Raw genomic sequence first — 11,783 nt, forward strand, 5'->3', positions numbered from 1 at the left:
CGCGAATCACTGTCGCAATGGATTTGCGCATCGGCGACCTCAGACGACGGGCGGGCGCCCCTCGTCGAGGTCCTGCACAAAGCGACTCAACCGCCTTGCCGCCCCCGGAAGATCGCGCTTGGCGGTCTCCGTGACGATGAGGAGTTGTCGGGTGAGAGCGGTCTTTGCATCGGCAGACACGTTCAGCGCATGCACGCGGGCGTGAGCTTGCTTCAACCGCTCGGCCACAAGCGCGTAGAGCGCTGCGACTTCCGGGTCGTCCAGCCCCTCAGCAGGTGAGGTGGCGGCGTCCGGCCGATCGTCAATTCGGCGTTCGGATCCCCGGCCCGTGGACTCCGGTGACGCGGGTTCGCCGCCCGCGTACGGAGGTTCATGGTGCCGGTGCATGTACTGATTGTGCCATCTACCCGCAGTTGTGCTTGCCGGGGGCCCTCTGCTCCATTGCCAAATGGGCAATCGGGGGCCGGGCAGGGGGGTGAACTCCGCCTCCAGAACGGCGGATGGCCCGCCCCCCCGAAGGGGGAGACGGGCCATCCGGCGGATCGTCAGAATGCTTGTTCTGAAGGGCTTCTCAGGCGACCGGAAGAGTGCGCGGCTTGAACGCCGGCCGGGTCGCCTCGAAGGCCGCGATGTCACCCTCGTTCTGCAGGGTGATGCTGATGTCGTCCAGGCCGTTCAGCAGCCGCCAACGCACGTTGTCGTCCAGCTCGAAGGAGGCGGTGACGCCTTCGGCGCGCACCTCGCGGGCCTCCAGGTCGACGGTGATCTCCGTAGTCGGGTCGGCCTCGGTGAGCGCCCAGAGCCGCTCCACGGTCTCCTGCGGCAGGACGACGGTGAGCAGGCCGTTCTTCAGCGAGTTGCCGCGGAAGATGTCGGCGAACCGGGACGAGATCACGGCGTGGAAACCGTAGTTCTGCAGCGCCCAGACCGCGTGCTCCCGGGAGGAGCCGGTGCCGAACTCGGGGCCGGCCACCAGGACGGTCGCACCCTGGCGCTCGGGCTGGTTGAGGATGAACGACTCGTCCTTGCGCCAGGCCTCGAACAGCCCGTCCTCGAAACCGGAACGGGTGACCTTCTTGAGCCAGTGGGCCGGGATGATCTGGTCGGTGTCGACGTTGCTGCGGCGCAGCGGGACGGCCCGGCCGGTGTGAGTGGTGAACTTCTCCATGCTGCTCAGGCCTCCACGGCGACGTTGGACGAGAGGTCGGCGGGCGCGGCCAGCCGGCCCAGGACGGCGGTGGCGGCGGCGACCTGCGGCGACACCAGGTGGGTGCGGCCGCCCTTGCCCTGGCGGCCCTCGAAGTTGCGGTTCGAGGTGGAGGCGCAGCGCTCGCCGGGGGCCAGCTGGTCGGGGTTCATGCCCAGGCACATCGAGCAGCCCGCGTGGCGCCACTCGGCACCGGCGGCGGTGAACACCTTGTCCAGGCCCTCCTCGACGGCCTGCAGGGCGACCCGCACCGAGCCGGGGACGACCAGCATCCGCACGCCCTCGGCGACGGAGCGGCCCTCCAGGATGGCCGCGGCGGCCCGCAGGTCCTCGATCCGGCCGTTGGTGCAGGAGCCGACGAAGACGGCGTCGACCTTCACCTCGCGCAGCGGGGTGCCGGCCTCCAGGCCCATGTACTTCAGTGCGTTCTCGGCGGCGGTCCGCTCCTGCGGGTCGGCGAAGGAGGCCGGGTCCGGCACGTTCGCGCCGAGCGGGGCGCCCTGGCCGGGATTGGTGCCCCAGGTGACGAAGGGGGTCAGCTCGCTCGCGTCGATGAAGATCTCGTGGTCGAAGACCGCGTCCTCGTCGGTGACCAGGGTCTTCCAGTACGCGACCGCGGCGTCCCAGTCCTCGCCCTCGGGCGCGTGCGGGCGGCCCTCCAGGTAGTCGAAGGTGGTCTGGTCCGGGGCGATCATGCCGGCCCGGGCGCCCGCCTCGATCGACATGTTGCAGATGGTCATCCGGGCCTCCATGGAGAGGCTGCGGATCGCGGAGCCGCGGTACTCCAGGACGTAGCCCTGGCCGCCGCCGGTGCCGATCCTGGTGATGATCGCCAGGATCAGGTCCTTGGCGGTGACGCCTTCGGGCAGTTCGCCCTCGACGGTGATCGCCATGGTCCTGAACGGCGCCAGCGGGAGCGTCTGGGTGGCCAGTACGTGCTCGACCTGGCTGGTGCCGATGCCGAACGCCAGGGCGCCGAACGCGCCGTGGGTGGAGGTGTGGGAGTCGCCGCAGACAACGGTGGTGCCGGGCTGGGTCAGGCCCAGCTGCGGGCCGACCACGTGCACGACGCCCTGCTCGACGTCGCCGAGCGAGTGGATCCGGACGCCGAACTCGGCGGCGTTGCGGCGCAGCGTCTCCAGCTGCACCCGGGACACGGGGTCCGCGATGGGCTTGTCGATGTCCAGGGTGGGGGTGTTGTGGTCCTCGGTGGCGATCGTCAGATCGGTCCGGCGGACCTTGCGCCCGGCCAGCCGGAGGCCGTCGAAGGCCTGCGGGCTGGTCACCTCGTGGAGCAGGTGCAGGTCGATGAAGAGCAGGTCGGGCTCGCCCTCCGCGCGCCGCACGACGTGGTCGTCCCAGACCTTCTCTGCGAGTGTCCGTCCCATCGGATTCCCTCCAGCCGGCCGCGTTGCCGGCCTTCTCGTGTCGTCGAGGTCAGTGCGTTCGCCGCCCTGTGAGGCTCGCGTCGCGCGACCTGCACTCCGGATCGGTGTCCACGATGCGGACACCTAGTGGGGGCCGCATCCTGGATGTCTCCCGGGCTGCTGCATCCAGAGTGGCGCTTTTCGCGGAAGATTGAACTTGCGTCTCGCGGAATGAGACTGCAGTCTTAGGGCATGGACAACTCTAGCGGCGTCGGCGTTCTCGACAAGGCCGCTCTGGTGCTGAGCGCACTGGAGTCGGGCCCCGCCACGTTGGCGGGGCTGGTCGCCGCCACCGGTCTGGCGCGCCCCACGGCCCACAGACTCGCCGTCGCACTCGAACACCACCGACTCGTCACCAGGGACATGCAGGGCCGGTTCATCCTCGGCCCCCGTCTCTCCGAACTCTCCGCCGCGGCGGGCGAGGACCGGCTGCTCGCCACCGCGGGCCCGGTCCTGACCCACCTGCGCGACGTCACCGGCGAGAGCGCACAGCTCTACCGCCGGCAGGGCGAGATGCGGATCTGCGTAGCCGCCGCCGAGCGGCTCTCCGGTCTGCGGGACACCGTCCCGGTCGGCAGCACCCTGCCGATGAAGGCCGGCTCGGCCGCCCAGGTCCTGCTGGCCTGGGAGGAGCCCGAGCGGCTCCACCGCGGCCTCCAGGGCGCCCGCTTCACCGCCACCGCCCTGAGCGGCGTCCGGCGCCGTGGCTGGGCCCAGTCGATCGGCGAGCGCGAGCCGGGCGTGGCGTCCGTCTCCGCGCCCGTGCGCGGCCCCTCCAACCGCGTGGTGGCCGCCGTCTCCGTCTCCGGCCCGATCGAGCGCCTGACCCGTCACCCCGGCCGGCTGCACGCCCAGGCCATCATCGAGGCCGCCAACCGCCTCACCGAGGCCCTGCGCCGCGGCTGACCAAATCCGCCGGACTCCCCCACCGGCGCCCCCACGGAAAAGGGCCCCGCACACTCCGGTGTGCGGGGCCCTTTCGGCAAGGCGCGGGGAATGCTCCGGGAATGTGCCCGGAAATGCAGAAAGCCCCGGGGGCCGGGGCTTCGTTCTCTATCTGGCTGGGGTACCAGGACTCGAACCTAGACTAAATGAACCAGAATCACTCGTGCTGCCAATTACACCATACCCCAACAAAGCAATCGGCCGATGGGGCGAGCCCATCGGCTTCGTGCTCTGGTACCCCCGACCGGATTCGAACCGGCGCTACTGCCGTGAGAGGGCAGCGTGCTAGGCCGCTACACAACGGGGGCTTCCTGGCGATCCCTTGCGGGATCAGTACCCCCGACCGGATTCGAACCGGCGCTACTGCCGTGAGAGGGCAGCGTGCTAGGCCGCTACACAACGGGGGCTTTCCAGGTGATCCCTTGCGGGATCGGTGCAATCCCTTGCGGGATCACAGTACCCCCGACCGGATTCGAACCGGCGCTACTGCCGTGAGAGGGCAGCGTGCTAGGCCGCTACACAACGGGGGCTTGATCTTCATTTGTCCTGCGATACTGCTGTTACTGCGGTACTGCGCTGGGGTACCAGGACTCGAACCTAGACTAAATGAACCAGAATCACTCGTGCTGCCAATTACACCATACCCCACCAGAGTTGAACCCTCGTCGGGATCTTCTCAGGCGTTGCGCCTCTCGTTCGGTCCCGGCCGGGGGGCTTTCGCTCCCTCGTCCGTTCCCTCCCGGGCGGCGCAGAAAGAACATTACCCGACGTCGGCCCTGGCTCCAAAATCGATAACCCCAGGCCGTGGCCGGGGCGGCTGCGGGCCAGGTCGGAACCGGGCCCGCAGCCGCCCGCGCGGGGCTCAGGCAGCCGGGACGGCGGCCAGCGCGGAGGTCAGCCGGCGCAGTGTCTCGGGGCGTCCGAGCAGCTCCATCGACTCGAACAGCGGCGGGGAGACCCTGCGGCCGGTGACGGCCACCCGCAGCGGCGTGAAGGCGAACTTGGGCTTGATGCCCAGGCCGTCCACCAGGGCCTCGCGCAGCGCGGCCTGGATCGGCTCCGGGGAGAAGTCCTCCAGCGCCTCCAGCGCCTTGATGCTGGCCTCCAGCACCGGGCGGGCGTCCGCGGTCAGGACCTTGGCCGCGTCGTCCGGGTCGAGCGTGAAGTCGGCCGGGTCGACGAAGAGGAAGCCGGCCATGTTCACGATCTCGCTCAGCACGACCATCCGCTCCTGGGTGAGCGGCGCCACCTTGGCCAGCAGCTCCAGCTGCTCGGCGGTCGGCTCGGCCGGCAGCAGGCCGGGGGCCTGCAGGTACGGCACCAGGCGCCGGACGAAGTCCTCCGGGGCCAGCTTGCGCAGGTGCTCGGCGTTGATGTGCTCGCACTTCTTGAGGTCGAAGCGGGCCGGGTTGGCGTTGACGTCGGCGATGTCGAACGCCGCGACCAGCTGCTCCACGCTGAAGATGTCGTCGTCCGCGGAGAGCGACCAGCCGAGCAGCGACAGGTAGTTGAGCAGGCCCTCGGGGATGAAGCCGCGCTCGCGGTACAGGTTGAGCGAGGCCTGCGGGTCGCGCTTGGAGAGCTTCTTGTTGCCCTCGCCCATCACGTACGGCAGGTGGCCGAAGTGCGGGGTGGTCCCGTCGCCGACGCCGATCTCGGCGAGCGCCGCGTAGAGCGCGATCTGGCGCGGGGTCGAGGAGAGCAGGTCCTCACCGCGGAGCACGTGGGTGATGCCCATCAGGGCGTCGTCCACCGGGTTGACCAGGGTGTAGAGCGGCGCGCCGTTGGCCCGGACGATGCCGTAGTCGGGCACGTTCTCCGGCTCGAAGCTGAGCGTGCCGCGCACCAGGTCGTCGAAGGCGATGGTCCGGTCGGGCATCCGGAAGCGCAGGATCGGCTCGCGCTTCTCCAGCTTGTAGACGGCGACCTGGTCGTCCGTCAGCTCCCGGCAGTGGCCGTCGTAGCCGGAGGGCTTGCCGGCCGCGCGGGCGGCCTCGCGGCGGGCGTCCAGCTCCTCGGTGGAGCAGTAGCAGTAGTAGGCGTGACCGGCCTCGTGCAGGCGCCGGGCGACATCGGCGTAGATGTCCATCCGCTGCGACTGGCGGTACGGCTCGTGCGGGCCGCCGACCTCCGGGCCCTCGTCCCAGTCGAACCCGAGCCAGCGCATGGCGTCGAGCAGCTGGTTGTACGACTCCTCGGAGTCGCGGGCGGAGTCCGTGTCCTCGATCCGGAAGACCATCGTGCCGCCGTTGTGGCGGGCGAAGGCCCAGTTGAACAGGGCCGTCCGGACCAGGCCCACGTGCGGGTTCCCGGTCGGGGACGGACAGAAGCGAACCCGGACGGACGGGTTGCCCGCGGTGGAGCCGCTGAGCATTTCATTAGCCACGCTTGATCACCTTGTTGGTGAGAGTGCCGATGCCTTCGATGGAGACGGCGACCTCGTCGCCGACGTTGAGGGGGCCCACCCCAGCGGGTGTGCCGGTGAGGATGACGTCGCCGGGCAGCAGCGTCATGGCCTCGGAGATGTGGACGATCAGCTCGGCGACCGAGCGGATCATCAGGGAGGTGCGGCCGGCCTGCCTCAGCTCGCCGTTGACCGTGCAGGTGACCGCGATGTCGGCCGGGTCGAGGTCGGTCTCGATCCACGGGCCGAGCGGGCAGGCGGTGTCGAAGCCCTTGGCCCGGGCCCACTGGCCCTCGCGCTGCTGGACGTCGCGCGCGGTGACGTCGTTGGCGCAGGTGTAGCCGAGGATCACCTCGGGCACCCGGTCCAGCGGGACCTCGCGGCACATCCGGCCGATCACCACGGCCAGTTCGGCCTCGTGGTGGACGTCGGAGGAGAACGGCGGGTAGGCGATCGACTCGGTCGGGCCGATCACCGAGGTGGACGGCTTGAAGAAGGTGAGCGGAACGTCCGGGACGGCGTTGCCCAGTTCGGCCGCGTGGGCCGCGTAGTTGCGGCCGACCGCGACGATCTTGTTGGGCAGCATCGGGCTGAGCAGCCGGACGTCCTGGAACCGGTAGCTCTCACCGGTGGGCTGGGGCTGCCCGAACGGGTGGCCGGCCAGGGCGTGGACGACCAGAGACTCGGGCTGGGCCGGGTCGCCCTCGACCACTCCGAAGGAGACGCTGCCGGCGGCAGGGCTTCCTTCCCGGACGGAAAACCTGGCAATGCGCACGGCTGGGCTACCCCTCGCTTCGTCGGCCGCCCGGGGCGCGCCCGGGCGCTGGTGGGCGCCGCGCACTCGGGCCCGGCCCCGCTCAATCGTCAACCAGGCTATCGCGCGGGCCCCCCGGCGGCCGCTTTGCCCCTGTTCAGCGGGGTTGCGCCCGTCTCGGGCGCACGCCGGCCGGCACGGGGGCGGGGTCCGGGAACGACAGAGGGCGCCGGGGCCGCCTGGTGGGGGCGGCCCCGGCGCCCTCTGCGGAGCGCGGGCCGGCCCGGCGGGCGCGGAACGGCTCGGCGGGCGCGGGAGGGCTCAGCCCTGCGGGACGGCGGCGACCGGGGCGACCATCAGCTGGGTGCGGCGCGGGTTGGCCGTGTTGGTGGGCAGCTCGGTGGCGTAGGTCACCACGTCCTCGGACCTGCGGGCGCCCGGGATCTTGCTGAAGTCCTCGACCGACGCCAGCGTCGTCCGGCGCGGGTTCGCCGTGGAACGGCTGGTGGACGTGGACTCGGTGGCGGCCTTGTTCGCCTGGGACATCTCGTCAGCACCTCGGGGTTGTGGACGGCGCCGCGGGGTGAACCGGAGCCGGCCTGAGTGATTCGGGGAGATTCTGGGCAGGCTGATCGGGGCCGTGCTCCGGATGCAGCCAGGTTACGGATCTCTTTCCACAGGGACCGTGACCAAAGCTACACATTGGCCTGTGATTTTGCTCACAAATTGACAAGCAATTCTCTTATATCCGACATATCGCCGCATCAGGTTTTACCGGCATAGCGGATATATCGGGCATTCCGGATGGTCTGCTCGTCCAGTTGATCTCGGGTCGGCTTGGCATGTATCCGGCGAGTGTCCGAAAAAGGCGGTATTCCGGTCCGGTTACCGCACAGTCAGTGAAATCGCGCGCGCGGTCCGTAGCGCCGCCGGGTGCACCCAGGCGGCCCTTGTTGGGATTCCCCGGCTGTGCTGGAATGCCACGGACCGTGGGTAGGGAGTAGTCCACCCCGGTGACCCGCTCTCCCGGACCGGCCGGGGTGCGGATGGAAACTCGACACCGTCCAGGCCGTGGCGACGCGGCGGGACGCCCGGTCCAGAGGTTGCGACGCCAGTGCAGGGACGTTTCAAAAGGGGTAGCGGCGCCGCGGGTGACCCGGAGTCGCGTGAGCCTGTGGCAACCCCGCAGCAAGCGGCGGCGCCCGGCGGGCCGGGCCAGCCGACACTCGATGCGGGCGGCCGCCCGGAGGACGACGGCCAACAGGACCGGAAGTCCACCCGGGACAAGCTCCGCACGACCCTCACCCGGCGGCGCGCCACCGGTATGAGCCGGCTGGCGATGCGCAACTGGCGGATCCGTACCCGCCTGATCGCCCTGCTCGCGCTCCCCGTGCTGGTCGCGCTCGTCCTCGGTGGCCTGCGCATCCAGACCTCGCTCGAGGCCTCGCAGCAGCTGGCCCAGATGGCCAACCTCTCCGACCTGGCCAAGAAGGCGACCAACCTCGCCGACGCCCTCCAGAACGAGCGGGACATCAGCGCCGGCCCGATCACCGCGGACCCGCAGAAGCCGCTCGACGACGACATCGTCAGCGCCCGCAAGATCACCGACGACCTGAACCGCACCTTCACCGCGTCCTCCGACAAGTTCGAGAACCTCGAACTGTCCGGCGGCAAGGCGCTGCTCTTCCAGATCCGCCGCGACCTGAACTCGATCTCGGACGCCCGCGGCAACCCGTACCAGAACAACCAGAACATCCAGGCCACGATCACCGCCTACGACGTGATCATCCGAGACCTGCTGTCGATCTCCCAGGACATCGCCCTCGCGTCCAACAACAAGGACCTGGTCCGCGCCACCCGCGCGCTCCAGCAGTTCTCGCTGGCCAAGAACGCCACCTCGCAGCAGCGTGCGCTGATCAGCGCCGCGCTCGCCAACCCGAAGCCCGACCTCAGCCTGAGCGACGAGTCCTTCGGCATCCGCCTGCGCACGTCCTACGACAACGCGCTGACCAGCTTCAACAACATCTACACCTCGCACGACCTGGACAACCTGCGCGGCCAGCTCAGCTACAACTCGGTGGTCGCCGAGGGCGACCGCTACTCGCGCTCGATCCTCCAGCAGAGCGGTATCCACCAGACCGAGCCGGTCAGCTACAAGGACTGGTACGAGAAGATCAGCGCCAAGATCACGGCCGAGCGCCGGATCGAGGGCAAGCTGATCGAGGACCTCGACGGTAAGGCCCAGGACCTCCAGTCCCAGACCGACACCGAAGCCCTGATCATCGGTGCCGCCGTCGCGCTGGTGCTGCTCGTCGCCCTCGGTGGCGCCGCCGTCATCGCCCGCTCGATGGTGCGCTCGCTGACCCGTCTGCAGGCCGCGGCCGAGGACGTCGCCGAGCGGCGCCTGCCCGAGCTGGTCAAGACGCTCTCCGAGAGCGACCCGCACGACGTCGACGTCACCGTCGAGCCCGTCGCCGTCGACTCCACCGACGAGATCGGCCACGTGGCCCACGCCTTCGACATGGTGCACAGCGAGGCCGTCCGCCTCGCCGCCGAGCAGGCCCTCCTCCGCGGCAACATCAACGCGATGTTCACCAACCTGTCGCGCCGCAGCCAGGGCCTCATCCAGCGCCAGCTGTCGCTCATCTCCGAGCTGGAGAGCCGCGAGGCCGACCCGGACCAGCTGGCCAACCTCTTCAAGCTGGACCACCTCGCGACCCGTATGCGCCGCAACGGCGAAAACCTCCTCGTCCTCGCCGGTGAGGACCCGGGCCGCCGCTGGACCCGCCCCGTCCCGCTGGTCGACGTGCTCCGCGCCGCCGCCTCCGAGGTGGAGCAGTACGAGCGCATCGAACTCGCCTCGGTGCCGTCGGCCGAGGTCGCCGGCCGCGTCGTCAACGACCTCGTCCACCTGCTCGCCGAGCTGCTGGAGAACGCCACCTCGTTCTCCAGCCCGCAGACCCGCGTCCGGGTCACCGGCCACGCGCTGCCGGACGGCCGGGTGCTGGTCGAGATCCACGACACCGGCATCGGCCTCAGCCCCGACGACCTCGCCGACATCAACGAGCGCCTCGCCAACCCGCCGACGGTGGACGTCTCGGTCTCCCGCCGCATGGGCCTCTTCGTGGTCGGCCGCCTGTCCCTGCGACACGGCATCCGCATCCAGCTGCGCCCCAGCGACTCCGGCGGCACCACCGCGCTGGTCATGCTCCCGGTGGACGTCACCAACACGGCCGACCGCCGCGGCGCCGGCCGTCCCGGCCCGGCCCAGGCCAAGCAGCAGCGCGGGGTCGCCCCGACGCCGCGCCAGCAGCGCCAGGTGCCCGCTCCTCCCGGCGGCCCGGCCGCGCTCGGCCAGGGTCCGGCGGGCGGCGCCCCGCAGGGCCGTCCGCAGCTCGGCCAGGGCGGCCCCGGTGGTCAGGGCGGTCCGGGTGCCCCGGGTGGCAACGGCCTGCCGACCCGCCAGGCCGGCCAGTCGCTGCGCGAGACCCCGCCGCAGGGACGCCAGGGCCAGCCCGGCCAGCCCGCTCAGCAGAACCAGCAGGGCCAGCAGGGCCAGCAGGGCGGCCTCCCGCAGCGCACCCCGGGCCGACAGGGCCCGTCGCAGGGCGGCCCGGGCCGGCAGGGCCCGTCGCAGGGCGGCCCCGGTGGCCTGCCCCGCCGCGGCCAGCAGCCCGGCGCGCCGCAGGGTGGTCCGGGTCGGCCCGCCGACGGCCGCCGCCCCGGCCCCGGCCAGGAGCGGCCGCGCCCCGGCGGCGAGTTCAACGGCGGTCCGGGTGCCCGGACCGGCGAGCAGCCGCAGCACGGCTGGGCCGACCAGTCCGGCCGCCCGGGGGCCCCGCAGGGCGCCCGCCCGGGCCGGCCGCAGGACGGCCTGCCGCAGCACCGCCAGCCCGGCCAGGCCCCGCAGGGTCCGGGTGGCCAGGGTCCGCAGGGCCCGCAGGGTCCGGGTGGCCAGGCCCCGCAGGGTCCGCGCCGTCCGCAGCGCCCCGGTCCGGACGCGCCGCAGCAGGGCCGGCGGCCGCAGCTCCCGCCGCAGCAGAACCAGCCTCAGCAGGTCCAGCCGCAGCCCCAGCCCCACCAGCTGCCGCCGGCCGAGTCCTCGTCGATGGAGAGCACCGCGCAGTTCGCCCGGCCGCGCTTCGAGGCGAGCGAGATCGACCCGCGTGACCCGCTGGGCCTCGGCCTGGTCGAGCCGGTCCTGCCGAACGTGCCGAACCCGGCCGCCCGGCCGGAGCCGGTGCGACAGGAGCAGGTCCGCCAGGAGCCCGTCCGCCAGGAGCCGATGGCGCTGCCGACCGGTCCGTCCGACGGCGGCCCCCAGGGCGGTTCGCCGGCCTTCGGGCCGAACGAGCAGGCCTGGTTCCCCGAGAACGGCCAGCCGGGCCAGGCCGGGCAGGCCCGGCCGCAGCAGTACCAGCCGCGCCGGCCCGGGACCACCGCCCCGGGGATCCAGGAGCAGGCCCCCCAGGCCCAGCAGCACGCCCCCCAGGCGCAGGCCCAGCCTCAGCAGGCCCCGCAGCCCGGCCAGCCCGGCCAGGGCGACGCCCCGTGGCGCCCGTCCGCCAACGACGAGCGCTGGCGCCGGGCCGAGCAGGTCCGCGAGCCCTCGACCAACGGCGTCACCATGTCGGGCCTGCCCCGGCGGACCCCGCAGGCCAACCTGGTCTCCGGGACCGCCGAGGCGTCGCCGCTGACCGGTCCCCAGGTCTCCCGGGCTCCGGAGGAGGTGCGCGGCCGGCTGACCAACCTGCGCCGCGGCATCCAGCAGGGCCGCAGGGTCGGCGCGGAGCAGGCGGCCGGCCCGGGAAACCCCGGCGGCCAGGTCAATCAGCATGGTGCCCAGCAACCCGGGTTCGATAGCTTCGGGGGCCGTACCGACGGCAATGGCGCAGATCATCAGGAGCGTTGAGTTGAATCAGATGAGCCAGGCCGCACAGAACCTGAACTGGCTGATCACCAATTTCGTGGACAACACCCCCGGGGTGTCGCACACGGTGGTGGTCTCCGCGGACGGCCTCCTGCTGTGCATGTCCGAAGGGTTCC

8 protein-coding genes, 5 tRNA genes and 1 pseudogene are annotated in these 11,783 nt (G+C 71.4%); 3 read left to right on the forward strand and 11 right to left on the reverse strand.

Going from position 1 to position 11,783, the window contains the following annotated elements; translation table 11 throughout:
* Positions 1 to 39: 39 nt before the first annotated feature.
* The 3 genes from C2142_RS13090 to leuC all read right to left on the reverse strand — a co-directional run bounded on the left by C2142_RS13090 (position 40) and on the right by leuC (position 2,595).
* On the reverse strand, positions 40 to 264 hold the full coding sequence (locus tag C2142_RS13090) for a hypothetical protein (RefSeq protein ID WP_148644754.1): 225 nt from the start codon (positions 262 to 264) through the stop codon (positions 40 to 42).
* 307 nt (positions 265 to 571) lie between these two features.
* Positions 572 to 1,168 (reverse strand): 3-isopropylmalate dehydratase small subunit, encoded by a 597-nt coding sequence (leuD, locus tag C2142_RS13095; RefSeq protein ID WP_148642804.1) that lies wholly within the window; start codon positions 1,166 to 1,168, stop codon positions 572 to 574.
* A 5-nt stretch (positions 1,169 to 1,173) separates the two neighbouring features.
* Positions 1,174 to 2,595 carry a 3-isopropylmalate dehydratase large subunit gene (leuC, locus tag C2142_RS13100; RefSeq protein WP_148642805.1) on the reverse strand — a complete coding sequence of 474 codons (1,422 nt, stop codon included), beginning with the start codon at positions 2,593 to 2,595 and terminating at the stop codon, positions 1,174 to 1,176.
* 231 nt (positions 2,596 to 2,826) lie between these two features.
* Between leuC and ndgR the strand changes: the two genes are divergently transcribed.
* On the forward strand, positions 2,827 to 3,540 hold the full coding sequence (gene ndgR / locus C2142_RS13105) for an IclR family transcriptional regulator NdgR (protein ID WP_148642806.1): 714 nt from the start codon (positions 2,827 to 2,829) through the stop codon (positions 3,538 to 3,540).
* 152 nt (positions 3,541 to 3,692) lie between these two features.
* Here the strand turns inward: ndgR and C2142_RS13110 are convergent.
* The 8 genes from C2142_RS13110 to C2142_RS13145 form a co-directional block, all read right to left on the reverse strand.
* Positions 3,693 to 3,767: transfer RNA gene (locus C2142_RS13110), tRNA-Gln, on the reverse strand.
* A 44-nt stretch (positions 3,768 to 3,811) separates the two neighbouring features.
* Positions 3,812 to 3,887 (reverse strand) — tRNA-Glu (locus C2142_RS13115).
* 26 nt (positions 3,888 to 3,913) lie between these two features.
* Positions 3,914 to 3,986: transfer RNA gene (locus tag C2142_RS13120), tRNA-Glu, on the reverse strand.
* A 50-nt stretch (positions 3,987 to 4,036) separates the two neighbouring features.
* Positions 4,037 to 4,109, reverse strand: a tRNA-Glu gene (locus C2142_RS13125).
* Between the two features lie 46 nt (positions 4,110 to 4,155).
* A tRNA-Gln gene (locus tag C2142_RS13130) sits at positions 4,156 to 4,227 on the reverse strand.
* A 214-nt stretch (positions 4,228 to 4,441) separates the two neighbouring features.
* Positions 4,442 to 5,953 carry a glutamate--tRNA ligase gene (gene gltX, locus C2142_RS13135; protein ID WP_148644755.1) on the reverse strand — a complete coding sequence of 504 codons (1,512 nt, stop codon included), beginning with the start codon at positions 5,951 to 5,953 and terminating at the stop codon, positions 4,442 to 4,444.
* 4 nt (positions 5,954 to 5,957) lie between these two features.
* Entirely contained in the window at positions 5,958 to 6,758 is an 801-nt protein-coding gene (locus C2142_RS13140; RefSeq protein WP_148642807.1) for a fumarylacetoacetate hydrolase family protein, read from the reverse strand.
* Positions 6,759 to 7,058: 300 nt separating this feature from the next.
* Complete coding sequence (locus C2142_RS13145) at positions 7,059 to 7,283, reverse strand: hypothetical protein (protein ID WP_148642808.1); 225 nt, start codon at positions 7,281 to 7,283, stop codon at positions 7,059 to 7,061.
* A 628-nt stretch (positions 7,284 to 7,911) separates the two neighbouring features.
* Here C2142_RS13145 and C2142_RS13150 point away from each other — a divergent pair.
* Positions 7,912 to 11,649 carry a nitrate- and nitrite sensing domain-containing protein gene (locus C2142_RS13150; protein WP_346766376.1) on the forward strand — a complete coding sequence of 1,246 codons (3,738 nt, stop codon included), beginning with the start codon at positions 7,912 to 7,914 and terminating at the stop codon, positions 11,647 to 11,649.
* Positions 11,650 to 11,680: 31 nt separating this feature from the next.
* Positions 11,681 to 11,783 (forward strand): annotated as a pseudogene (locus tag C2142_RS39720) (roadblock/LC7 domain-containing protein); the annotation flags it as partial.

Source organism: Streptomyces sp. CB01881 (genome assembly GCF_002953255.1).
GTDB lineage: Bacteria > Actinomycetota > Actinomycetes > Streptomycetales > Streptomycetaceae > Kitasatospora.